This window comes from Mycolicibacterium sp. 624 (assembly GCF_040548615.1).
GTDB lineage: Bacteria > Actinomycetota > Actinomycetes > Mycobacteriales > Mycobacteriaceae > Mycobacterium.
Genome location: NZ_JBEPRZ010000005.1, coordinates 531,523 through 553,758 on the forward strand (window position 1 = coordinate 531,523; position 22,236 = coordinate 553,758).

The following is a 22,236-nucleotide window of genomic DNA, read 5'->3' on the forward strand; positions in this document are numbered from 1 at the left end:
TCGTCGCATGGCGGCTCTGACGGCCATCACCGATACCGTGCACTTCGCGCAGACCGACTTGGTCAATTGGACGCTGGTCACCGACGGCAGCGGTGTGGTGCTCATCGATGCCGGGTTCCCCGGCCAACGTGACGAAGTCCTTGGCTCGGTGCGTCAACTCGGGTTCGGCGTCGACGATATCCACGCGATCCTGCTCACGCACGCTCACGTCGACCACTTCGGCTCGGCGATCTGGTTTGCGAAAACTCATGGCACGCCGGTTTTCTGCCACGCCGATGAGGTGGGCCACGCCCATCGGGAGTATCTGGAACAGGTCTCGCTGACCGACCTGGCCACACGTATGTGGCAGCCGCGGTACGTGATGTGGTCGGCGACCATCGGGTTGAAGGGGGCGCTGGTCCGCGACGGCATACCCACCGCCCACGCCCTGACCGAGGAGGTCGCGGCGGCGCTGCCCGGCACGCCGATGGCCATCCCAACCCCCGGCCACACCGGCGGGCACTGCTCCTATGTCGTCGACGGAGTGCTCATCAGCGGTGACGCACTGGTGACGGGGCACCCGGTGTCAACGCGCCGGGGACCGCAACTTCTGCCCGGCCTGTTCAACCACGACCAGGACGGCTGTGTGCGCAGCCTCGCCGCGCTCGGGCTTCTCGACACCGAGGTCATGCTGCCGGGGCACGGCCCGGTGTGGCGCGGGCCGATCCGGGAGGCAGCCGAGCGGGCCGCTCAATGAGTGCTGCTGGGCGACAACGCATGTCCTAGCGGATGAGTGCTCCGCTGGACTGAAGCAGGGGTACGACCTCGTTGACGAAGTCATCGAGGCCGTGTTCGGGCTCCGGGCACAGGATGAATCCTTCGCACACGCCGGATCGCACGCGCAGTGCGATATCGTCGGCCTCCCGCATCGGGTCCTCGCATCTCCCGACGCTCATGGCGTGCAGCGCCGTCGTGTTCTGCAGCCGGGCTCCTCGCCCCTGCGGTCCCGCGGGCAGCGTTGCGACACCGGAGCTGGCGAATCGGGCGCCGCGGTGGGTGACCGTGCGGATGCGCTCGGGGACGACGTAGATGCCCGAGGCCTCGTCTGCGATCACCGCGTCGGGTGCCCAGCTGTCCCAGAAGGCCGCGACCACCACGAGAAACTCGTCGATGTGCGTGCCGGACCCGACCGCACGCCACCCGGCCCGACCGTCGGAGAGGTGATCGAGAGTGGCGAGCTGTCGGGCCACCGTGAACGGTTCGGCGGAGTCCGTGTCGACCGAGCCCACCAGGCCGATGGTCTCGGTGACCGCGGCCAGGGCAGCCAGCACGGTGAAGTCGTCGAACAGAACGAAGTCGAACATGCCACGCTCGGCGGTCTGCGCCAGCTGCACGACGGCTGCGAAGCCCACCTCGCCCGGGTCGGGCAACTGCACAGCGAGGTGCACACGCCCGGCCCCCATCAGGGTGCGCCGTTCGGCTGCTGGGGCAGCCAGCGTTGCGCGAGCAGCTCGTGCGAGCGCAGCCGGTCTGCGTGCCGGTGGGTGACCGAGGTGATCACCAGTTCGTCGGCGCCGGTGTGCCGTTGCAGCGCGTCCAGGCGGTGCGCGACGTCGTCGGGATCGCCGACGAACTGCGTCGCGGTGCGGTCGCGGACCACCTCTTCCTGCTCGGGCGTCAGCGGTGCGCACCCGTCCGGGTCCGGATAGGGAACTGCACCGTCACCGGCCCGGATCGAGTACACCCAGTGGCCGTAGCTCGACGCCAGATGCTCTGCGGTGCAGCGATCTTGGGCAACCACCACATCGGCCGACACCACGACGTAGGGCTCCGGCAGCGATGCCGACGGCACGAACGACTGGCGGTAGACCTCGATGGCCTCCAGCGCTGTCGCGGGCGTGAGATGGTAGCTCGCGACGAACGGCAGACCGTGCGCGCCTGCGACCCGCGCACTCTGTCCCCTGCTGCTGCCGAACACCCAGGGCCGCAACGGTGCCCGCTCCCCGGGGACGACGTGGCTTGGCACCCCGCCGGGGGCGAAGGTGCCGTCGAGCATCGCCAGGATGTCGGTCACCTGGTCGGCGAAGTCGGGTGTCACCGCCTCGGGCTGCTGCAGCGCCGACATGCGCGCCACCAGGCGCGGGTTGCGCATCAGGGCACTCACGTCGAACGGTGTCGGCACCACCACGCCGTCCACCTCGTGCCACACCCGTGGCGGACGCGGCGACCGGTCCGCACCCTGCCGGCTGGCCTCACGGCGCTTCTGACCGGACCGCCCGACGCCGAGGTCGATGCGACCGGGATGGAACGCGTCGAGGATGCCGAAGCTCTCGACGACGGCAAGGGCGGTGGTGTGGCCGAGTTGGACGGCGGCCGCTCCCACCCGGATGCGCTCGGTCGCGGCGGCGATCTGGCCGATCAGCACAGCGGGCGACGAGCTGGCGACCGCGACGAAGTGGTGTTCGGCTATCCAGTACCGACGATAGCCCCACCGTTCGGCGTGCTGAGCCAGGTCCACGGTGTTGCGCAGTGCGGTGGCGGCATCGCCGCCCTCGGGGATCGGCGACAGATCGAGTATCGACAGCGGGACGTTCATCGGCCGACCCCGACTCGGCTGCGTAGCGTCTCGGCCTCGGCGTAGGCGTCGCGGAACCGGCCAGCGGACTGCAGCAGTGGGACCACCTCGTCGACGATCCAGGCCAGGTCGACGTCGTTGACCGACGGCCGTAGCCGAAACCCGTTGATGCCAAGGCTATTCCAGCGCAGCAACAGGTCGACGAGTTCTTGCGGGCTGCCGCTGAAGACGTATGCGTCGGACCGGGGGTCGGCCGGCGATGTCGTGTACACGAAAACGTCGGCGTAGACGGCCAACCCGCGGCCACCCACTTCGGTGATCTCGTTCAGGATCGCCCGCACGTCGTCATCGTCGGCCGGCGTGATGAAGACGAGGTCGGCGCTCGTGGCTGCGAACTCGTAGACCCGCCGGTTGTGCGCGAGGGCAGCGACGACCGCCCGACCGCGTATCGCGTCGACGAATTCGGATGCGGCCGCGAAGAGTTCGTCGGGGCTCGCGACTGCGCGTCTGCCGAACAGTGCGGCCTCGTGGGCGGTCGAGCTGATCCGCGGCTGCCAACCCGCCCGACCGTGCGATATGACGTCGAGCAGGGCAATGGACCTCGACACCTGGGCCGGATCGGCGTGCGTCACTCCCGCGACGGGCACCAGACCTATGTGCGCGGTGGTCGGCGCCACCCGCGACGCGACGAGCACCGCGTCGGGCCTGCCCGCCAGCCAGCGCGGATCGATCTCGGGTCGGCGGCGGCGCTGGGGTGTCAGGCCGTCGTCGAAGGTGACGAAGTCCAGCAGTCCGCGCTCGGCGGTGGCCGCCAGGCCCGACCAGTACGGCCCGCGCAGGACCGACTCGCGGTTGGGTGTGTGCCGCCATGCCTCGGGGTGCCAGCCGTAGCCCTCGAGAGCGACCGCCACCGGCAGGTGGCCGGTCACGCCAGCTCCTTGAGGAAGGCGACGGGATAGGCCTCCCCCTCGCCGGGCAGCGGACCGGCAAGCCTGCGGTAACCGGCCGCCAGGTACAGGGCCGCCGCCTCGGGCTGGCGGTCACCGGTGGTCAGGTAGACGCGCCGGTAGCCACGGGCGGCGATATCCGCCTCGAGCACCTCAAGCAGCGCCCTGGCGAGGCCGCGACGGCGATAACGGCCGTCGGTCCAGATGCGCTTGAGCTCGGCCGTTTCGGCGTCGAACCGTCGGAAGGCACCACCGGTCACCGCGACGTCGTTGAGCAGACCCACCACCATGGCGCCCCATGGTGCCGCGAATTCGCCGGGCGGGTACTGGCGCAGCCATTGCTCGACGCCCTCGGCTGTACCGCCGTAGCGGGTGGAGTACTCGACCGCCAGCTCGGCGAGCAGGGGTTCGGCGAGCGCATCGTCCTGCCCGACAGGCACGAACACGATGTCAGAGCGGGCCACCACCACAGTCTGTCGCGCCGCCGCCCGCATGCCCATGACTGGGTCCAACGCGGGCGAGCCAATCCCATTCCCCGTCGCCGACTTCGCATCACGATGATCGGAACCCGGCCCCGATGCCGACCGCTTCACAGCATAACTTGACACGTGTAAAGTTTCGCCGCATGGACAACATCAGGGGCAAGACCATCGCGATCACCGGAGCGGCCCGCGGCATCGGTCATGCCACCGCGAGGGCACTGCTGGCCCGGGGTGCGCGAGTGGTCATCGGCGACCGCGACGTGGCGGTCCTGGAGTCGGCGGTGACGGAACTGGGCCGGTTCGGTCAGGTCACCGGCTACCCGCTCGACGTCACCGACAAGGAGTCCTTCGAGGTGTTCCTCGACAAGGCCCGCACCGACGGCGCGGGCCACATCGACGTGCTCATCAACAATGCGGGCGTCATGCCGATCGGGCCCTTCCTGGAGCAGTCCGAACAGTCGATCCGCTCATCGATCGAGGTCAACCTCTACGGCGTGCTCGCAGGCTGTCAGCTGGTGCTGCCCGAGATGGTCAAGCGACGGCGCGGCCACGTCATCAACATCGCCTCCATGTCGGGCATGATCCCGGTGCCCGGCCAGGTGGTCTACGTGGGCTCGAAGTTCGCCGTGGTGGGGTTGTCGGTGGCGCTGGCCGATGAGATGGCGCCGCACGGCGTCGAGGTCTCGGTGATCATGCCGCCGTTCACCAACACGCAGCTGATCTCCGGCACCAAGGAGACCGCGGGCACCAAGCCCGTGGAACCCGAGGACATCGCCGCGGCCATCGTCAAGACGCTCGACAAGCCCAAGACACAGGTGTCGGTGCCCACCCCGCTGCGCTTCACCGCCGCGGCGTCATCGATGCTGGGCCCCCGCGGCCGGCGCTGGCTCAACAAGAAGCTGGGGCTGGACCACGTGTTCCTGGATTACGACCACACCGCACGCAAGAGCTACGAGGACCGCGCTCAGGACGCCCAGGGCGTCATCGAGAAGAGCTAGTAGGCCTCGGGCAGCGGATCGCCCGCGCGGTATGCCTCGATATCGTCGAGGCTTCCGGCCAGGTCCGCGATGGCGAACTGGTAGTCCACGCCGTCGGCCTCGGTCGAGCCGACCAGGATGACGTGCGGCTCCGCGGGATCGGTCAGCCACACTCGGGTCACGGGCTCGATCGCCCCGTCGTCTTCGATTTCGTCGGCGACCTCGATACCCGACGGCGGGTAGAACCAGCTGAGGAGCTCATCACTGCTGAAGTCCTCGTCGAACTCCCACCCGCGCGCGGTCAACGTCTCGTCGAGACCGGTGACACCGGACAGATCGGCGTGCACGTCGGGCGGCAGCCAGCGGTCATTTCGGGTGGCCACCCGCCTCTTGCGCCGAGCCTTCTTGGCAGCACTCGACTTTGACATCTAGCTCAACGCCTCGCCCAGGTCCGCGATCAGGTCATCGGTGCCTTCGAGCCCGACCGACAGCCGGACCACCGCGTCACCCAGTCCGATCGCCGCACGACCCTCCGGGCCCATCGCGCGGTGCGTCGTGGTGGCTGGATGGGTGATGAGCGACTTGGAGTCACCGAGATTGTTGGAGATGTCGATGATGCGCAGCTTGTCGAGCACCTCGAACGCACGCTGCTTGCCCCGGCCCTCGGCCGCGGCGAGTTCGAAGGTGACCACGGTGCCGCCGCCACGCATCTGACGCTTGGCCAGGTCGTACTGCGGATGCGACTCCAGGAAGGGGTACTTGACCCACGACACCGCCGGATGGGCTTCGAGGAACTCCGCAACGCGCTGAGCCGAGGTGTTGGAGTAGTCGACCCGAACCGAAAGCGTCTCAAGGCCTTTGAGCATGGTCCAGGCGTTGAACGCACTCATCGCCGGGCCAGTGTGGCGCATGAGCTGCTGCACCGGGCCGTCGATGTACTCCTTGTCGCCCAGGATCGCACCGCCGAGCACGCGGCCCTGACCGTCGATGTGCTTGGTGCCGGAGTAGACCACGACGTCGGCGCCGAGCGGCATACCCTGCTGCAGCAACGGGGTGGCGAAGACATTGTCCAGCACCACCTTTGCGCCCGCGGTGTGGGCCAGATCGCATACCGCCGCGATATCCACCAGCGACTGCATGGGGTTGGACGGCGTCTCGAAGAACACCGCCTGCGTGGGAACCGACAGCGCCTCCTCCCACTGCGCCAGGTCCTCACCGTCGACGAACACCGTCTCCACACCCCAGCGCGGCAGGATCTCGTTGCACACCACGAAACACGAGCCGAACAGGCTGCGCGCCGCGACAAGGCGGTCCCCCGCGCCAAGCAGCGCGCCCAGCGATGTGAACACCGCGGCCATGCCGGTGGCAGTCGCGAACGCCGCTGGTGCGCCCTCGATCAGGCGTAGCCGCTCCTCGAACATCGAGATGGTCGGGTTGCCGTACCGCGAGTACACGTAACGGTCGATCTCACCGGTGAACGCCTTCTCCGCGTCCGCCGCTGACGAGTAGACGTAGCCCGACGTCAAATACATCGCCTCGGCGGTCTCCTCGAACTCCGACCGCAGCAGCCCGCCGCGGACACCGATGGTGGCCTGGCTGACTCCGTCTGGCAGTTGAGCGGGGATGCGCACGCTGGGCACCGGGCTGTCGGCGCCGTGTTCTGGGGAACTCATGACTGCCTCCAGGGCAGGCCGACTGCCTTCCAGCCCGTCGCACCGCGATGCCCCTGCTCGTCGAGGTTGCCCTCGAATCCGTCCAGCACGTTGTAGGAGGGCGCGATGCCCGCCTCGGTGGCCGCCTCGGCGGCGCCGATGGAACGGTTGCCGGAGCGGCACAGGAAGACGACCGGGCGCTCGCCCGGTGTCACGCCCGCCGCGCGCAGCTCGTCGACGAAACCCCCGTTGCGCGTGCCGTCGGTGCGGCTCCACTCGATGTACACGACATCGCGCCGCAGTGACGAGATGTCGGGCACGCCGACGAAGCGCCACTCCGCCTCGGTCCGGCAGTCGACGAGCACGGCCTCGGGATTGTCGACCAGCACCTGCCATGCCTCTTCAGGCGTGATGTCTCCCGCGTAGCTCACGATCGCGAGTGTCCCATACCTAGCTGGGGCCGGGCGAACACACCTTCCAGGCCTGCCCGTCGCGCGCGAACTTCATCTCGGCGGGCACCTTGGTGTCGGGCGCCTTGTCGAAGTGATAGGTCACCGTGGCCGTCGCGACATCGTCGTCGATCTGCACGTTAGACACGCCGTCGACGTAGCGCTCACCGCGAGCGGCGGACGAATCGCGTTGGCGGGCAAGCACTTCAGCTTCACTCCCGTGCTGCTCGGCACAGGTGTAGGTGACGAAGTCCTGATAGGCGGCACGCTGCAGCGCGTCGTTCTGGGCGACCGCGGCGCGGCCCACCTCCTGCTCGGGGGTGGGCCCGTCATCTTCGAAGGCGCCCAGAGCAACGATTCCGCTCACGACGAGCACGATTACCGCAAGCGCCCCGAGGAACGGCGCCATGGTGGGCCGGGTGGACTCGGACTCGTCGTCCGGCTCGGCGCCTGTCATGGCGCCCGCAGAACGCTGGACACCCGGTGCGCACGGTCACGTGCCCGCACCACATCGGGTGCGGTGGCGATGGCGATCGCCCCGTTGTCGCTCACCCGCACGTCGCTCTCGGGGACCTCCAGCGCCTCGCTGAGCACACCGACTGTCGTCGTCCCGCCCTCGAGCACCTCGGCGGCGGCCGGCGAGATCATGATGGTGTCGAGCGAGACCCCGAGGATCGCCCTGGCGTGCAGCTCGAACTGCGAGAGCCGTTGTGAGCGCAGCGTCAGCAGACCCACGTCCTCGGGACGCGGCCGGACGCCGGAGAAGTAGACCTCGTCACCGCGCACCAGCAGTTCGACGCTGAACACACCGCGCCCGCCCAGCGAGTTGACGATGCGCGCCGCGATCGAACGCGCGGCGTCCAGCGCGGCGGGCGACATCTGGTGTGGCTGCCAGCTCTCCAGCGGACCACCGTCAGATCGGCGGTGGCCGATCGGTTCGCAGAAGGCCACGGTCGGCCCGGACGGCGCGATGCTGCGTGCCGTGAGCAGCGTCACCTCGTCGTCGACCTCGACGACGGTCTCGGCCACCACGCGCTGCGGTGAACCGCCTCCGGCCGTCGCAAGCTTCCAGGCCGCCTCGACGTCCTCGGGCCGGGTCAGGACCGAGCTACCCGCTGTCGACTGGCCGGCGACGGGCGACACCACCAGGGGGAAGCCCGCATGGCGCGCCACGGCGTCGAGTTCCTCGGCCGAACCGGCGAACCAGAACGGCACCGTCGGCAGCCCGAGCTCATCGGCGGCCAACTTGCGCAGACCCTCGCGGTCCAGGCTCAGCCGTGCGCCGCGCGGCGTCGGAAACACGTCGACGTTCTCGGTCTCCGCGGCGGCGATCAGGATCTCGGGTGGCACGTCGGGCGACGCCGCGACCACGTAGCGCGGCTTCACCTCCGCCATCTTGGCGATGACGGCCGCGGCGTCCAGGGTCTCCACCAGGGCCACCCCAACTCCCAGCCGCTGGAACGCGAGGGCCAGCTCGCCTCCGGCCGGCGTCGTGCCGAGAACCATCACTACGGGCGGGTCCGCGCGTGTCTCACTCATCGGTTGTCCACCCTGCCAGACCCCGCGTCCAGCCGGATGTCGATGTAGCACCAACGCCACGTCTCACCGGGTTCGACCGAGCGCATCACCGGGTGATCGCTGGCGTGGAAGTGGGCGGCGGCATGGCGGTACGGGCTGGAGTCGCAGCAGCCCACGTGTCCGCAGGTGAGGCACATCCGCAGGTGTGCCCAGGTACTCTCGCCGAGTTCGTGACACTCCTGGCACACGCCAGGGGTGAGTGGCTCCGGTTCGGCGAGATCGGCGGCGGCCGACAGATGCTCGCAGGTCTGTGGCGGGGAATTCGTGTCGCGCCCCCGCGTTCTCCTCCGCATGCTGATCAGGATAGGTCGGACCGACCGCGCAAACGGCATAGGTGTGATGGGCAGAGAGGTGGGACCACGTGGCTGCATCGCTACTCGCAGTGCTGGTCGTGTCGGTGTTGTTGGCGGCGGTGGCGCGACGGTATGACGTGTCGGCGCCGCTGGCGCTGGTGGTGGCCGGCCTCGGGGCAGGCATGCTGCCCGGCCTGCGCGGTATCGAACTCGAGCCGGAACTGGTGCTGTTCGTGATCCTGCCGCCGCTGCTGTGGTCGGCGGGGCTGGAGAGCAGCTACGTCGCGCTGCGCAAGAACCTGCGGCCGATTGGGCTGCTGGCCGTCGGACTGCCGTTGGCGACGACGTTCGCAGTTGGGGTGGTTGCCTTCCACACAGTGCCGGAGCTGACGATCGCGGCGGCGCTGACCCTTGGTGCGATAGTCGCGCCTCCCGACGCGGTGTCGGCGACGGCGGTGGGACGCAGGCTCGGCCTGCCGCGCCAGATCATGACGCTGCTGGGTGGCGAGAGCCTGCTCAACGACGCGACCGCGCTGACGGCCTACAAGGTCGCCCTGGCCGCGGCCATCGGCACCGCGGCGACGTGGGGCAGCGGGCTCGGCACGTTCGCGCTCGCGGCGGTCGGCGGCGTGGTCGTCGGCGGCGTGCTCGGGTTGATCATCGACCACATCCGGACATGGTTGAACGATCCGCTTGTCGAGAGCGCGATCGGTCTGGTGGCGCCGTTCTTCATCTACTTCCTCGCCGAGCAGGTGCACGGTTCGGGCGTTATCGCGGTGGTGATCGCCGCACTGCTCCTCGGCCAGCGCTCCACGCGGGCGAGTTACGCCACCCGGCTGCAGGACACCGCGGTGTGGAGGGCCGTGCAGTTGGTGCTGGAGTCCTTCGCGTTCCTGCTGATCGGCCTGCAGCTGCCCACCGTGATCGACGAGCTGGCCGGTATCAGGGCCTCGGTGCTGGCCACCGCATCGGTGGCGGTGCTGGCGACGGTCATCGTGGTGCGCATCGTGTGGGTGTACGCGTTCGCATATGTGCCCCGCATGCTGTCGGCCCGCATCCGCGAGAGGGAACCGAGGCCGACATCGGCGCAGGTGTTCATCGTCGCGTGGGCTGGCATGCGCGGCGTGGTGTCACTGGCCGCGGCGTTCGCGGTGCCGATGACGACGCTCTCCGGTGACGCGTTCCCCGGTCGGCCCCAGCTCGTCTTCCTGACGTTCGTCGTCGTGGTCGGCACGCTGCTGCTGCATGGGCTGACACTGCCGTGGTTCATCAAGGTGCTCGACGTACCGAGCGATGACAGCGCACGCGATGCGCTCGAGGCCGCGGCGGCACAGACCAGGGCCACACAGGCGGCGTCACGACGGCTCGACGAGCTGCTCGCGGAGGACAGGCCAGGGGTGATCATCCACGAGCACACGCCCAAGATCCTTCGGGCGTGGAACGAGCGGCGCAGCGACGCCGCGTGGGAGGAGCTGGGCCGCGGCGACGACGAGATCGGCGAGAGCCCGGCGGCCACGTTCCGCAGGCTTCGCCTGGCGATGCTGGCGGCCGAGCGTGAGTCGTTCATCTCCCAGCGCGACGAGGGCTCGATCGATGACGAGGTGTTGCGTGCGCTGCTGCGGGGCCTGGATCTGGAGGAGGCCGCGCTCAATCGCGACCGTGAGTAGGCCGAGACTTCAGTCCTGACCGACCACGTCCTGACCGATTGGGGCCGGCATCTCGGCACGGTATGCCCGCATGCCTGCCACCAGCGCCCCGAAGGTGCGGTGGGCGGCACGCAGGTCCTCATCGGGCAAATCCGCGAGTGCGGCGTGGGTGTGCTCACCGAGCCGGGTGAAGAACTCGCGGGCAACGTCCCAACCGTGGTCGCCGTAGCGCAGGATCACCTTGCGTCGGTCGGTGGGATCCATCTCTCGTCGGAGGTGCCCGTTCTCGGCCATCCGCTCCACCAGGTAGGTGATCGCGGCCCCCGACAACCCCATGTTCTTGCGAAGGTCGCCCGCTGTCATCCGAACCCCCGAGTGCTCGGCGATCATCACGAACAGCAATGCCCGAAATTCGTTGGCGGACACATTATTACGTACCGCGAAGGCACGCGATATCCAATCGGACTCCGATGTGAGTTCTCGGAGGTCGGCCGAGATGACACGTTCCATTCGGAGTCGCTCATCTCCTGGCGGCCCTGATTCCGGCATTGCGCTTGCGGTTCCTTTGGCAGAGTTGACTTTCCAACATATTCCGCTGATTCAACCACCGAACCTTGATCCTTTGTTTGAATACTGAAAGATTGAATCGATGTCCTCACGCCTGCACGGCCTGATCGCCCTCGTGGTTCTGCTCGCATCGGTGGCGACCCTGGTTCTGCTCGGCGGATCCGACACCGATTCAACGTCGCCAGTAGCCGTGCCAGCGAACTCCGAATCGGCCCGGGCGGATAGCACACGCCCAGAGTTCCCTCAGGGCGACGCAGTTCCAGCAATCCTGGTCGTCACGCGGCCCGACGGTGCCGCACTGTCGCCGGCCGACCTCGCCGCCACCGATGCGGCGCGCGCCCGGGTCCTGGCCGCGGGTGACGCCGATGGCGCGCCGCCGGTCGTGGTCTCCCAGGACGGACAGTCCGCGGTCGCGACGATCCCGCTTCGGGGAGAACTCTCGGGCTTCGCCCTGAACGACGCCGTCACATCACTGCGGGCGGCGGCAGCAGACGGTCTGCCATCGGATCTGCGCACCGAGGTCACCGGCGGACCGGCGTTCGGCGCCGATATCGCGAACTCGTTCAGCGGCGCCAACATCACCCTGCTCGCCGTGACCGCAGCGGTGGTCGCGCTACTGCTCATCATCACCTACCGATCGCCCGTGCTGTGGCTGGTGCCGCTGTTGGTGATCGCACTGGCTGACCGCGTCGGATCGGTGATCGGTGCGGCGATCGCCACCGGGGTGGGGACGACTCCCGACGGCTCGACGTCGGGTATCACCAGCGTCCTGGTGTTCGGCGCGGGCACCAATTACGCGCTGCTGCTCATCTCCCGCTACCGGGAGGAACTCGGGCGAGAGAGCGATCACCGTGCGGCCCTCGCGACGGCGCGGCGTCATGCCGGACCCGCCATCATCGCCAGTAACGCGACGGTGGTGCTTGCGCTTCTCACCCTGCTGCTGGCGTCCTCGCCGAGCACCCGCAGCCTCGGCGTGCAGGCCGCAGCGGGTCTGGTGGTCGCGGCGGTTTTCGTGCTCCTGGTGCTGCCGCCGGCGCTCGCGCTCTTCGGTAAGCGCTTGTTCTGGCCGTTCGTGCCGGAGGTCGGCGCTGAACCCCTGACGACGACGGGCTTCTGGCACCGCATCGCCGACGGCGTGGCACGGCGGCCAGGCCAAGTCGCCGGTGTGTCGATCGCCGCGCTCGCACTGCTGTGCACCGGCCTGATCGGCACCCCGATCGGGTTGTCGCAGACCGAACAGTTTCGCGTGCAGGCCGAATCGGTCACGGGGTACCAGACGCTGGCCGCGCACTTCCCCAGTGGCCTGACCGATCCCACCCGCGTCGTCGCGGCGACCGCCTCCGACGACGCGATCCGCCAGGCCATCGCCTCGACCCCCAGCGTGGTGTCGGCCCAGCCCTCGGGGCAGTCACCATCAGGCCTCACGCAGTGGTCGGTGGTGCTCGATGCCGCACCGGGATCGGATGAGGCCTTCGACACCATCGACTCGCTGCGGGCCTCGGTGCACGACGTCGACGGCGAGGCACTCGTCGGTGGGTCCGACGCGTCGGCCCGGGACGCGCGAGCCTCGGCGGAGCGCGACTTGCGCGTCGTGGTGCCCGCGATCCTGGTGGTCGTGCTGGTGGTGCTGTATGTGCTGCTGCGCGCGGCGCTGGCCCCGCTGGTACTGGTTGCGGTCACCGTGCTCAGCGCGCTCGCCGCGCTCGGCCTCGGCGGCTGGGTCAGCGTGCACGCCTTCGGATTTCCCGCGCTGGACAACACGACACCGTTGTACGCGTTCCTGTTTCTGGTGGCCCTCGGTGTCGACTACACCATCTTCCTGGTCACCCGGGCCCGCGAGGAGACCCCCGAGCACGGCACCCGCGATGGCATCGTGCGCGCCGTGTCGACCACTGGCGCGGTGATCACGAGCGCGGGAATCGTTCTGGCAGCAGTGTTCTGCGTTCTCGGCGTGCTGCCGCTCATCGTGCTGACCCAGATCGGCATCATCGTTGGTCTCGGCATCCTGCTGGACACCTTCGTGGTCCGAACCGTGATCATCCCCGCACTGTTCACGTTGATCGGTCCACGAATCTGGTGGCCCGCGCTGCGTCCAGACCGCTAGCGCCGGCTGAGTCGTCATCATCTTCACGTTCGCCGAATTGGTGAAAACTCTTCTGCCCCTTTGGTTTCACGTGTCACAAATCTGAGATTCCTGTCGGTGATCGCACGTATGTTCGAGATATGTCATCGGGTCCCGTCGCCGCCGCCGTGCAGGCGCTGCGCGCCGCCCGCGACGCGGTCGCGGCCCTCGATCTCGACGCCCTGACCCATCCGGAACTCCTCGAACTGCTCGATCACCTCGAGCACGACACCCGCCGCGCACCGATCGTCGAGCACCGCATCCTCAACCGACTCGCCACCGAGGCCAACCCCGTCGAACTCGGCGACACCACACTGCGAAAGCTACTGGCGTTCCGGTTGCGGATCAGCGTCAACGAGGCCGGCAAGCGCATCGACACCGCCGCCGACCTCGCGCCGCGGCGCACCCTGACCGGCCAACCGCTACCACCCGTTTTGGAGCGCACCGCCGCCGCTCAGGCCCGCGGCCAGATCAACACCGAGCACATCGCGATCATCCGCAAGTTCTTCGCCGACCTACCCGAGCACATCGACACCCAGACCCGCACCGACGCCGAGACCGATCTGGTGCGTGTGGCCGCCAAACAGAGCCCCGAGGGGCTGCGCAGTGCCACTGCTCTGCTGCTGGCGCTGCTACACCCCGACGGGGACTACACCGACGCCCAACGCGACCGCCGCCGCGGCATCTCGATCGGCAACCAGGGCGCTGACGGGCTGAGCCGCATCAGCGGACACCTCACCCCCGAACTGCGCGCCACCCTCGAACCGATCCTCGCCAAATGGGGCAAGCCCGGCATGTGCAACCCCAACGACCTCACACCCACCATCGACGGCGAACCCACCGACGCCGCCATCGACAGCGATGACCGCACCCAATACCAACGCAACCACGACGCCCTACTCGCCATGGGCCGCAACCTGCTGTGCTCAGGACAGCTGGGTCAGCACCACGGGCTACCGACCACCATCATCGTCACCACCACCCTGCAGGAACTGGAATCCGGGACCGGGCACGCCATCACCGCCGGCGGCACCCGACTACCCATGCGCGATCTCATCGCGCAGGCCTCCCACGCCTTCCACTACCTGGCGGTGTTCGACCAACACACCGAAGCGGCCCTCTACCTCGGGCGCACCCGACGCTGCGCCACCGGCGCCCAACGCATCGTGCTCTACGCCCGCGATCGGGGTTGCACCCGACCCGGCTGCACAGCCTCGGGCTACAAGTGCCAGGCCCACCACGCCGTCGCGGACTGGAAGAATGGCGGCCAAACCAACATCGACGAACTCACCCTGGCCTGCGGACCCGACAACCGCCTCATCGAGCTAACCCAGTGGCGCACCCGCAAACGCAAAGACGGCCGCACCGAATGGATCCCACCCCCACACCTGGACACCGGCCAAACCAGAGTCAACGACCTGCACCACCCCGAACGCATGCTGCACCCAACCGAGGACAACCCCGACCAAGACGACGACCCCGTCTAGCCGATGCCAACGTGGGCACGGAATACACCGTTCGACGGAGTCGCGCGGCGCTGACCGCGGTCTTCACCGGGCGATCGACCGCGTCGGTACCGTCGAAAGGATGACCCAGACGACCCCACCGCCCCCGGTGCACATGCGGCGCAACGGCTTCGACCCGATACCTGAACTCGGTGAGATCCGCATCCGCGAGGGTGTCACGAAGGTCGTCAACTCCTTTGGCATGCAGGTCTACCTCGTCACCCGCCACGAGGACGTCAAGGCAGTGCTGTCAGATCACGTGCACTTCTCCAACACGCGCCCGCCGGGATTCGTCCTGCCCGGCGCACCCGACACCCCGGTGGAGGACCAGGAGGCCCAACGCGCGGGAAACCTGCTGGGGCTCGACCCGCCCGAGCACCAACGGCTGCGCCGGATGCTCACCTCCGAGTTCACCATCCGTCGCATCAAGCGACTGGAACCGCGGATAACCGAGATCGTCGAGGATCACCTCGACGCGATGGAGGCCGCGGGATCGCCCGGGGATCTGGTCGAGTCGTTCGCCCTGCCCATCCCGTCGCTGGTGATCTGCGAACTGCTCGGCGTGCCCTACGCCGACCGTGATGACTTCCAGAAACGCGCCAATCGCCAGCTCGACCTGTCGTTGCCCGTGCAGGATCGGATCGACACGCAGCGTGAGGCCCGCGACTACATGCACACGCTGGTCTCCAGCGCCCGCCGCAGTCCGGGCGAGGACATCCTGGGCATGCTGGTCCGTGACCACGGCGATGAGCTGACGGACAACGAACTCGTCGGCATCGCGGGCCTGCTGCTGTTGGCTGGGCACGAGACCACGTCGAACATGCTCGGGTTGGGCACCCTGGCGCTGCTGCGCCACCCCGACCAGCTCGCCGCGGTGCGCGACGACCTGGATGCGGTCGGCCCGGCGATCGAGGAACTACTGCGCTGGCTGTCCATCGTGCAGACCTCGATTCCTCGGATCACCACGGCCGACGTCGAGGTGGCCGGCGTGCCGATCCCGGCACACCAGCTGGTCTTCGCATCGCTGCCGGCAGGCAACCGAGATCCCGAATTCATCGATGCGCCAGACATTCTCGATGTCAGCCGCGGCGCACCCGGACATCTCGCCTTCGGCCACGGCGTGCACCACTGCCTCGGCGCCCCCCTGGCGCGCATGGAGATGCGGATCGCGTGGCCCGCACTGTTTCGCCGGTTCCCCAACCTGGCGCTGGCAGACGACTTCGAGAACGTCGAGTTCCGCGAGTTTCACTTCATTTACGGACTACGTTCGTTGTTGGTCAGCTGGTGATTGAGGTGGTGATGTGGTGATGAAGCTGAGCGCCGATCGGGATGACTGCATCGCGTCGGGTAACTGCGTGATGATCTCGGATGTGTTGTTCGATCAGGACGACGACGGTGTGGTGATCCTGCTTGAGGAGGATGTGCCCGAGGCCGAGCAGGACCGGGCCCGCGAGGCGGTCAGGACCTGTCCTGCCTCGGTTTTGCACGTGGAGTGACGTCGTTGTTCTCATGATCGTCGTCATGACGTAGGTCGATGACGCCTGCCCGGACCAGCGCGAGCAGGCTGACCAGGAGCACCCAGATCGGGAAGACGACGGTGACCCACATGCTGACGTCGCTGGCGATCAGAATGGCAACCGCGGCAACGTAAGTCACAGTTATCAGCCAGGTGGGCATGAGTCGCGTCCTCAGCCAGATCGTGGCGAGCGAGAACATGAAGACCCCCGCCATGCGCAGCGCGTAGGTGTTGCTCAACGAGACCAGCACGTGCTCGCCGAACACCGCGACGTCACCGATGTCCGCCGCGTCGGGCTTGGTGGCCCGCAGCGCGACCAACCCGGCGCCGATCGCGGACGAGGCGAACATCATCGCCAGGAACAGCAGACCGCTACCGAGGAACACCGACGAGAAGAACTTGTCCTCGTACTTGCCGAACCCGTCGCGCACCACCCCGATGAACCACAGGAACGCGATCCCCGCGAACGGCATCAGCACCGCCGCCACCCTGAGTTTGCCGCTTGCACCCTCGATCCACTGCGACCCCGGCTGGCCGCCCTCGGGGAGGGCCGTCTTTATGAGCACCAGCGCGGTGCCGAAGAGGAGCGCGAACAACACGCCCGCCAACGCCGCCGCGCGGGGCGTCGAGAGCTTGCGGACGTGACGCTGCGCGGCGTGCTCGGTCCTGTGTTCGGTCACCGTCTCATGGTGACAGAGCGATGACTCGTTCATGCGCGAAGGAGTCCTCAAGACGACAACTCGTTAGCCTGAGTTGCCGGGGTGCCGCGCTGTCCGGTCGCGCCCTTTTGGCCGATGGAGCCCATGGCGCCGTCGATGCCGGACTTCTCCGAGCTGCCGAATCGGTTCTGGCTGCCGTCTGGCGCCCATCGGGCAATCGCCCCGTCGCGGAATTCCTCGAGGCCGTCGTGAATCTTCGCAGTCGAGGTCGATGACGCCCAGCCTTGGCAAGATCCCCACTGCGGGAAGATCGTAGACCGGCGCAAGCCCTATTCACCGCCGAAATCCTCGAGCGAGAGGGGAATACAACGAGCGCGTGGCCTACCGCCAACGCGACGGGCTGACCCCGACCCGGGTTGGGCACCAACCAGGCGACGGGGATAACCACCATCGATCAGCCGCGGGCCATACGATCAGCAACGTGAATGCTGGGTGGCCGCTAACCGGCCGAGACGAGGAACTGCGCAGCGTAGTCGACACCGTCCTCGGCGATGCGCACCGCGGCGTCCTGATCGCGGGCAACGCCGGCGTGGGCAAGACGCGCCTGGCCCGCGAGGCAGCCACCGACCTGGCCGCACGGGGCTGGGCCGTACGGCGCGTCGCCGGAACCTCGGCCGGTCGCGCGATCGTCATGGGGCCGTTCACGAGGTGGACCACTTCCGCAGGCACGTCCAGATCGGCTCAACTGGCCGAGGTCGTCAACGGGCTGAAGAGCGAAGCGGGCGGCGCACCCTTGCTGGTGGTCGCCGACGACGTGCAGTGGCTCGACGAGCTGTCGGCCCTCGTCCTGCACCAACTCGTCGTGCACGAACTCGCCAACGTCATACTGACCTTGCGCAGCGGCGAGTCCGCGTCGGACACGGTGTTCGCGATGTGGAAGGACGACCACCTGTTCCGGTTGGATCTGCGACCGCTCATCCGACCGGAATCGGATCGCCTGGTGCAACGCGCGTTGACCGGACGGGTACCCGCCGACTTCCTCGACCGCGTTTGGCGGCTGACGGCGGGCAACGCCCTGTTCCTGCGCCACCTCGTCGAGCAGGAACAGACCTCGCAGCGGTTGACGGCGGACGGTGACGCCTGGCGGTGGGTCAGCGGCCCGGTGGCGACGCCGTCCCTGGTGGACCTCGTAAAACTCCAAATCGGTGACGTACCAACCGAACTGCGAGACGTCGTCGACCTGGTCGCCGTCGCAGAGCCCATCGAGTGGTCCTGTTTGAGCACGCTCGTCGAGTCGGAACTCGTCGAGGCTGCCGCCGAGCGCGGCCTGATCGAGGTCACCCCGGACGGCGCGATCATCCGGGCCGGCCATCCGCTCTACACCGAGGTCCGCTCGGAGGAGTGCGGCCCCGTCCGTCTGCGCAAGCTTCGCGGCGTTGTCGTGAAGGCCATGCTGGCGCAACGAACCGGGCGGCCGGCCGATCCGCTGCGGCTCGGGACGCTCTGGCTGGATTCCGATCTCGATCCCAATCCCGATGTCTTCGCGGCGGCAGCCCAATGCGCCTGCGCACGACTGGATCTCGCATCCGCCGAGCGACTGGCACGCGCAGCATTGGCCGCCGACCCCAACGACGACGCGCGAATGCTGCTCGCCTATGTGCTGTACCTCAGCGGCGACGGACCCGAGGTGGAAGCGCTCCTCAGCAACGTCGAGACGAACTATCCGACAACGGGATTCGTCAACGCGGTCACCCTGCGCGCCGCCAACCGGCTGTGGGTCCTGCGTGAGCCGGCAGACGCTCGCGACATCGTCGAACGGGCCCTTGGGAACAGCCAGGGCGACACCTCCCACGTGCTGCGTGTCTTCCATGCATTCCAGGAGGCCATGGCCGGCCAGCCCGCAGCGGCCCGTCGGGACGTCGAGGCCTCCGACCTCAGCCGGCTCGACCCGTTCGGGCAGGTGATGGGTCGCTGCGCCGAGACGTTGGCCGCCGGCGACATGGGACATGTGCGAGACGCCACCGCGTCCGCCGCGGCCGGCTACGCCGTCATCGAGCAGGCACCCCAGGATTCGATCCACGAGTTGGGGCTCGCCGAACTGCACGCCCACGCCCAACTCCTGGCGGGATACCTCGACGCGGCTGCCGCGACCGCAGATTTGCACTACGTGAGGTGCGCCGACGTACCGGGTTTGACCAGAGCGATGGCCCTGGCCATGGTCGGCGCTACCGCGCTCGGATGCGGAGAGCTCCCTAGGGCGCTCCACCACCTGGACGCGGGCGGAGCCGAAGCAGACGACAGCGACATCAACGGTACGTTCTACCGGTTTCGGGTCACCCACGTCGAGACGCTGGCGCGGGCGGGACGGGTGCGCGCCGCCGTCGCCCTCCTCGACTCGACGACCGCTGGCCGCCACGCCGCGTACGAGTACGTAGACCCCGCCTACCAATTGGCGAGGGCCTGGGTGGCAGCGGCCCGAGGGCGGATCGATGAAGCACGCCACATCTGCTGTCGCGCAGCTGAACTCGCGCGCGAACGAGGCCAGTGGGCGAGAGAAGTGCTCTGCCTGCAGACTGCCGTGCAGTTCGGCTTCACCGCGGCCGAGGAGCGGCTGACCGCGCTCACCGGACTCGTAGAGGGCCCGCGGGCACAGCTGGCCACCCGCTACGCCGCAGCGTTGGCGGCTGCAGACGGAGTGGCGCTGGACGCGTCGTCGGTGGAGTACGAACGGATGGGCGACCGGCTCGTCGCTGCCGACGCGGCCGCGCAGGCGGCCGCCACGCATCGCCTCGCCGGCCGCCGAGGCAGCGCGTTGACGGCGAACTCGCGCGCGCAGAAATTGGCCAGGCAGTGCGGCGGCGCCGATAGCCCCGCACTCCATTCGTCCCGCATTGCGCTACCGCTCACCCAACGCGAGCACGAGATCGCTCTCCTGGTGGCCGCGGGCATGACGAACCGCGAGATCGCCACCGCGACGTCGCTCTCCGTCCGCACCGTGGAAGGTCACGTGTTCCGCGCGACCGTCAAGGCGGGGGTCAGCGGGCGGTCGGAGTTGTCGGCGCTGATCAGCGCCGACAACCCGTGACGGGTCAGTCCGGCGGCGCGATGACTGTCACGGTGACGGTGGCGTCGTTGCCTGAGAAGCCCTTGCTGTCCCACACCCGATACGAGAAGGTGTACACGCCGGTCTGCCCCGCAGGTGGCGTGTACACGATCGTGTCGCCTTCCAGCCTGAGGATGCCGTCCGCGAGATTGTTCGTCGCCGAGTTCACGCCCACCGAATCCCCGTCGGGATCGGAGTCGTTGGCGAGCACGTGGATGGTGATTGGCGTGTCTCGGGTGGTCGTGACGCTGTCGGGGTTGGCGACCGGCGCATGGTTGATGTTGATGTGGACGGTGCCCGTGTTGCTGATGGCGCCCTCCGAATCCCTCACGGTGTAGGTGAAGCTGTCGGTGGACGCAGGCCCTCCGGTCTGCCGGTACGTCACGCTGCCGTTGGGGTTGAGCGTGGCAATGCCATGAGCGGGTTGCGTGATCTCGACGCTGGACCCGACGATGGTCGAATTGCCCTCTGCATCAGTGTCGTTGAGGAAAGTCCGGATGCTTCTCGTACCACCCGTGTTGACCTCGAGGGTGTCATCGACCGCGACGGGAGCGTCGTTCACGGGGGCGATGCTCACCGTGACGGTGGCGGTATCGCTGAGCGCACCCAAGTCGTCCCTCACGGTGTAGGTGAAGCTGTCGGACGTCACCTCGTCGCCGTTGGACTGATAGGTGACGGTGCCGTCTGCGTTGACCGTGACGGTGCCGTGCGCCGGTTGGGTGACCTCCACCGACGCGGGGTTCAGAGTCGAATTGCCGTCCGGATCCGTGTCATTGGCCAGCACTGCGATGACCACCGAGTCACCCTCGTCGACCGTTGCAGTATCCGAATTGGCCACGGGCGCACCGTCGTTGACGGGATCAACGGTGACGGTGACCGTTCCGGTGGCAGTGTGCCCCTTCCCGGTCAACAGGCCCAGCAGACCGTGCACGTGAAATGGGCTCGAACGGTCGGTGATGGTGTAGCTGAACGTGTCGGTGCCGTAGAAGTTCGCATTCGGGGTGTACGTCACCGTGCCGTCGGAATTCAGCACGGCGGTTCCGTTCCCCGGCTGGGTGACGCTGGTGACGGTCACGTGCCCGTCGTCGTCCACGTCGTTGACCGCCACGTCGATGGTCGTCGAGGTGTCCTCCGAGGTGCTGACCTCGTCGACCACCGCGGTCGGGGTGTGGTTGAAGAACGTGCGGTGGATCTCGCGGCGCACCCAGCTCAGCACCGCCCACAACAACGGCGGTTGGGCTGGAGCCGTTGGCCCGGGTGCGATGAACGGCGAGAGAAAGAGGGACACCAGGCTGGACGCGAAGCCGGCGATCGCTCCCGTCGGGGCCAGAGGCGCAGCGGGGGCCAGCGCGAAGGAGGTGGCGATCTGGTGGTCGGTGTCCGACGCAGCGACCTCGGGTACGGCCACCTCCTCTGGTGCCGCGGTGAGTCGCGCGACGAAGGGCGCCGGTGCTGCCGACTCGGGTTCGGTCTCCACAGGCTCTGATTGCGCGGCCGCGACCTCCGTCGCCGCGTGGCGTGCCACCACGACGGGATCGGAGGCTGAATCCCGCTTCGCCGCTTCAGTTTCCAGTGCGGGCACAGGTTCCGTCGGCGCGGCTGCCGGTGCGGTGTTCGGCTCGGGTGGGCTCGGATCCAGCTCGTCGGCACTGCCGTCGTCGGCTTCGTCCTTGTCGAGGTCGTCGCCAGCCCCGTCGTCACCGGGCGGCGGGGCGCCGGCGTCGGTGGACTGCCCGTGGTCGTTGACCGACGTGTCCGCACCTCCCGAGCTACTCACCTTCATTTCGCCGGTCGACGGCGGCTGCTTGGGCTCCCCGGCAGCTCCCGGGGACCCGCCCGCGGCCGATGGCGGATTCGGTTGCACATCTGGCTGGTCGGCCGCGCTGGGCGCCGACTCGCCCGACGAGGTGTTGACGGCAGCCGCGTCGTCGTTGGTCCCAGAGTCGTCGGCGCGGGCCACACCCACGCCGTGACCTGTGGCGATCGCGACACCCACACCCAGGGCGACCGCCAACGCACCGACCCGGCCGATGTAGCGCCCACAGCGTCCCGGCGTTTCCGTGTCGGTCGACGTTCCTATCGCAGGCAAGGCACCGCCCATTTCTTGCTACCTCAACTCACCATCCGACTACCTGGGATCTCCCGGCGCGTGTGAGTGATTCTCGAACCGCTGGCAGCAAACAGGA

21 protein-coding genes are annotated in these 22,236 nt (G+C 68.2%); 8 read left to right on the forward strand and 13 right to left on the reverse strand.

Annotation, left to right across the window (positions count from 1 at the left end; translation table 11 throughout):
* The first annotated feature begins 7 nt into the window (after nucleotides 1–7).
* Nucleotides 8–736, forward strand: a complete 729-nt coding sequence (locus ABIA65_RS22200; protein WP_241401262.1) for an MBL fold metallo-hydrolase — start codon at nucleotides 8–10, stop codon at nucleotides 734–736.
* A gap of 25 nt (nucleotides 737–761) precedes the next feature.
* Here the strand turns inward: ABIA65_RS22200 and ABIA65_RS22205 are convergent, their stop codons facing one another.
* Genes ABIA65_RS22205 through ABIA65_RS22220 form a run of 4 tightly spaced genes read right to left on the reverse strand, consistent with a single transcriptional unit; the run spans nucleotide 762 to nucleotide 3,995 of the window.
* On the reverse strand, nucleotides 762–1,442 hold the full coding sequence (locus ABIA65_RS22205) for an LLM class flavin-dependent oxidoreductase (RefSeq protein WP_502919601.1): 681 nt from the start codon (nucleotides 1,440–1,442) through the stop codon (nucleotides 762–764).
* On the reverse strand, nucleotides 1,442–2,575 hold the full coding sequence (locus ABIA65_RS22210) for an LLM class flavin-dependent oxidoreductase (RefSeq protein ID WP_354524907.1): 1,134 nt from the start codon (nucleotides 2,573–2,575) through the stop codon (nucleotides 1,442–1,444). The genes ABIA65_RS22205 and ABIA65_RS22210 overlap by 1 nt, the downstream gene beginning before the upstream one ends.
* Nucleotides 2,572–3,483, reverse strand: a complete 912-nt coding sequence (locus tag ABIA65_RS22215; RefSeq protein WP_354524908.1) for an LLM class flavin-dependent oxidoreductase — start codon at nucleotides 3,481–3,483, stop codon at nucleotides 2,572–2,574. The genes ABIA65_RS22210 and ABIA65_RS22215 overlap by 4 nt, the downstream gene beginning before the upstream one ends.
* The gene (locus ABIA65_RS22220; RefSeq protein WP_241405864.1) at nucleotides 3,480–3,995 is read right to left on the reverse strand and encodes a GNAT family N-acetyltransferase; all 516 of its coding nucleotides are present in this window, start codon (nucleotides 3,993–3,995) and stop codon (nucleotides 3,480–3,482) included. The genes ABIA65_RS22215 and ABIA65_RS22220 overlap by 4 nt, the downstream gene beginning before the upstream one ends.
* Before the next feature lie 131 nt (nucleotides 3,996–4,126).
* On the opposite strand from ABIA65_RS22220, the gene ABIA65_RS22225 reads away from it, so the two are divergent.
* Nucleotides 4,127–4,981, forward strand: a complete 855-nt coding sequence (locus ABIA65_RS22225; RefSeq protein WP_241401265.1) for an SDR family oxidoreductase — start codon at nucleotides 4,127–4,129, stop codon at nucleotides 4,979–4,981.
* Here the strand turns inward: ABIA65_RS22225 and ABIA65_RS22230 are convergent.
* From ABIA65_RS22230 to ABIA65_RS22255, 6 genes are read right to left on the reverse strand one after another with little or no spacing between them, the layout of a single operon-like run.
* Nucleotides 4,978–5,388: a hypothetical protein gene (locus tag ABIA65_RS22230; RefSeq protein ID WP_241401266.1), complete on the reverse strand. Its 411-nt coding sequence runs from the start codon at nucleotides 5,386–5,388 to the stop codon at nucleotides 4,978–4,980. The two genes, ABIA65_RS22225 and ABIA65_RS22230, sit on opposite strands and share 4 nt — an antisense overlap.
* Entirely contained in the window at nucleotides 5,389–6,633 is a 1,245-nt protein-coding gene (locus ABIA65_RS22235; RefSeq protein ID WP_241401267.1) for an O-succinylhomoserine sulfhydrylase, read from the reverse strand.
* On the reverse strand, nucleotides 6,630–7,043 hold the full coding sequence (locus ABIA65_RS22240) for a rhodanese-like domain-containing protein (RefSeq protein ID WP_241401268.1): 414 nt from the start codon (nucleotides 7,041–7,043) through the stop codon (nucleotides 6,630–6,632). The genes ABIA65_RS22235 and ABIA65_RS22240 overlap by 4 nt, the downstream gene beginning before the upstream one ends.
* Nucleotides 7,044–7,062: 19 nt before the next feature.
* A complete protein-coding gene (locus tag ABIA65_RS22245) occupies nucleotides 7,063–7,518 on the reverse strand; it encodes an Rv0361 family membrane protein (RefSeq protein WP_241401269.1) in 456 nt (151 codons plus the stop codon).
* Entirely contained in the window at nucleotides 7,515–8,600 is a 1,086-nt protein-coding gene (locus ABIA65_RS22250; RefSeq protein ID WP_354524909.1) for an ATP-grasp domain-containing protein, read from the reverse strand. The genes ABIA65_RS22245 and ABIA65_RS22250 overlap by 4 nt, the downstream gene beginning before the upstream one ends.
* A complete protein-coding gene (locus tag ABIA65_RS22255) occupies nucleotides 8,597–8,932 on the reverse strand; it encodes a UBP-type zinc finger domain-containing protein (RefSeq protein WP_241401271.1) in 336 nt (111 codons plus the stop codon). Before ABIA65_RS22255 ends, ABIA65_RS22250 begins: the two co-directional genes overlap by 4 nt.
* 68 nt (nucleotides 8,933–9,000) lie before the next feature.
* On the opposite strand from ABIA65_RS22255, the gene ABIA65_RS22260 reads away from it, so the two are divergent.
* Nucleotides 9,001–10,599 (forward strand): Na+/H+ antiporter, encoded by a 1,599-nt coding sequence (locus ABIA65_RS22260; protein ID WP_241401272.1) that lies wholly within the window; start codon nucleotides 9,001–9,003, stop codon nucleotides 10,597–10,599.
* A gap of 9 nt (nucleotides 10,600–10,608) precedes the next feature.
* Here ABIA65_RS22260 and ABIA65_RS22265 read toward each other — a convergent pair whose 3' ends face one another.
* Nucleotides 10,609–11,088: a MarR family winged helix-turn-helix transcriptional regulator gene (locus tag ABIA65_RS22265; RefSeq protein WP_354524910.1), complete on the reverse strand. Its 480-nt coding sequence runs from the start codon at nucleotides 11,086–11,088 to the stop codon at nucleotides 10,609–10,611.
* Nucleotides 11,089–11,227: 139 nt separating this feature from the next.
* On the opposite strand from ABIA65_RS22265, the gene ABIA65_RS22270 reads away from it, so the two are divergent.
* From ABIA65_RS22270 to ABIA65_RS22285, 4 genes are all read left to right on the forward strand, one after another.
* The gene (locus tag ABIA65_RS22270; RefSeq protein WP_354524911.1) at nucleotides 11,228–13,249 is read left to right on the forward strand and encodes an MMPL family transporter; all 2,022 of its coding nucleotides are present in this window, start codon (nucleotides 11,228–11,230) and stop codon (nucleotides 13,247–13,249) included.
* Between the two features lie 119 nt (nucleotides 13,250–13,368).
* On the forward strand, nucleotides 13,369–14,754 hold the full coding sequence (locus ABIA65_RS22275) for an HNH endonuclease signature motif containing protein (RefSeq protein WP_354524912.1): 1,386 nt from the start codon (nucleotides 13,369–13,371) through the stop codon (nucleotides 14,752–14,754).
* 100 nt (nucleotides 14,755–14,854) lie between these two features.
* On the forward strand, nucleotides 14,855–16,060 hold the full coding sequence (locus ABIA65_RS22280; RefSeq protein ID WP_354524913.1) for a cytochrome P450: 1,206 nt from the start codon (nucleotides 14,855–14,857) through the stop codon (nucleotides 16,058–16,060).
* A 19-nt stretch (nucleotides 16,061–16,079) separates the two neighbouring features.
* On the forward strand, nucleotides 16,080–16,268 hold the full coding sequence (locus ABIA65_RS22285) for a ferredoxin (protein WP_354524940.1): 189 nt from the start codon (nucleotides 16,080–16,082) through the stop codon (nucleotides 16,266–16,268).
* Here the strand turns inward: ABIA65_RS22285 and ABIA65_RS22290 are convergent.
* Complete coding sequence (locus ABIA65_RS22290) at nucleotides 16,231–16,968, reverse strand: hypothetical protein (RefSeq protein ID WP_354524914.1); 738 nt, start codon at nucleotides 16,966–16,968, stop codon at nucleotides 16,231–16,233. The genes ABIA65_RS22285 and ABIA65_RS22290 overlap by 38 nt on opposite strands.
* A gap of 460 nt (nucleotides 16,969–17,428) precedes the next feature.
* Here ABIA65_RS22290 and ABIA65_RS22295 point away from each other — a divergent pair, with 460 nt between their 5' ends.
* Nucleotides 17,429–20,032 carry a helix-turn-helix transcriptional regulator gene (locus ABIA65_RS22295; protein WP_354524915.1) on the forward strand — a complete coding sequence of 868 codons (2,604 nt, stop codon included), beginning with the start codon at nucleotides 17,429–17,431 and terminating at the stop codon, nucleotides 20,030–20,032.
* A 4-nt stretch (nucleotides 20,033–20,036) separates the two neighbouring features.
* Here ABIA65_RS22295 and ABIA65_RS22300 read toward each other — a convergent pair whose 3' ends face one another.
* The gene (locus ABIA65_RS22300) at nucleotides 20,037–22,151 is read right to left on the reverse strand and encodes an Ig-like domain-containing protein (protein WP_354524916.1); all 2,115 of its coding nucleotides are present in this window, start codon (nucleotides 22,149–22,151) and stop codon (nucleotides 20,037–20,039) included.
* Nucleotides 22,152–22,236 lie beyond the last annotated feature (85 nt).

Excerpts from the sequence above, each read along its gene's own strand:
- ABIA65_RS22235 (WP_241401267.1), bottom strand. The coding sequence starts at position 6,633 with ATGAGTTCCCCAGAACACGGCGCCGACAGCCCGGTGCCCAGCGTGCGC.
- ABIA65_RS22220 (WP_241405864.1), bottom strand. The coding sequence starts at position 3,995 with ATGCGGGCGGCGGCGCGACAGACTGTGGTGGTGGCCCGCTCTGACATC.
- ABIA65_RS22250 (WP_354524909.1), bottom strand. The coding sequence starts at position 8,600 with ATGAGTGAGACACGCGCGGACCCGCCCGTAGTGATGGTTCTCGGCACG.
- ABIA65_RS22255 (WP_241401271.1), bottom strand. The coding sequence starts at position 8,932 with ATGCGGAGGAGAACGCGGGGGCGCGACACGAATTCCCCGCCACAGACC.
- ABIA65_RS22300 (WP_354524916.1), bottom strand. The coding sequence starts at position 22,151 with ATGGGCGGTGCCTTGCCTGCGATAGGAACGTCGACCGACACGGAAACG.
- ABIA65_RS22245 (WP_241401269.1), bottom strand. The coding sequence starts at position 7,518 with ATGACAGGCGCCGAGCCGGACGACGAGTCCGAGTCCACCCGGCCCACC.
- ABIA65_RS22200 (WP_241401262.1), top strand. The coding sequence starts at position 8 with ATGGCGGCTCTGACGGCCATCACCGATACCGTGCACTTCGCGCAGACC.
- ABIA65_RS22270 (WP_354524911.1), top strand. The coding sequence starts at position 11,228 with ATGTCCTCACGCCTGCACGGCCTGATCGCCCTCGTGGTTCTGCTCGCA.
- ABIA65_RS22205 (WP_502919601.1), bottom strand. The coding sequence starts at position 1,442 with ATGGGGGCCGGGCGTGTGCACCTCGCTGTGCAGTTGCCCGACCCGGGC.
- ABIA65_RS22285 (WP_354524940.1), top strand. The coding sequence starts at position 16,080 with ATGAAGCTGAGCGCCGATCGGGATGACTGCATCGCGTCGGGTAACTGC.
- ABIA65_RS22225 (WP_241401265.1), top strand. The coding sequence starts at position 4,127 with ATGGACAACATCAGGGGCAAGACCATCGCGATCACCGGAGCGGCCCGC.
- ABIA65_RS22265 (WP_354524910.1), bottom strand. The coding sequence starts at position 11,088 with ATGGAACGTGTCATCTCGGCCGACCTCCGAGAACTCACATCGGAGTCC.
- ABIA65_RS22280 (WP_354524913.1), top strand. The coding sequence starts at position 14,855 with ATGACCCAGACGACCCCACCGCCCCCGGTGCACATGCGGCGCAACGGC.
- ABIA65_RS22230 (WP_241401266.1), bottom strand. The coding sequence starts at position 5,388 with ATGTCAAAGTCGAGTGCTGCCAAGAAGGCTCGGCGCAAGAGGCGGGTG.
- ABIA65_RS22275 (WP_354524912.1), top strand. The coding sequence starts at position 13,369 with ATGTCATCGGGTCCCGTCGCCGCCGCCGTGCAGGCGCTGCGCGCCGCC.
- ABIA65_RS22210 (WP_354524907.1), bottom strand. The coding sequence starts at position 2,575 with ATGAACGTCCCGCTGTCGATACTCGATCTGTCGCCGATCCCCGAGGGC.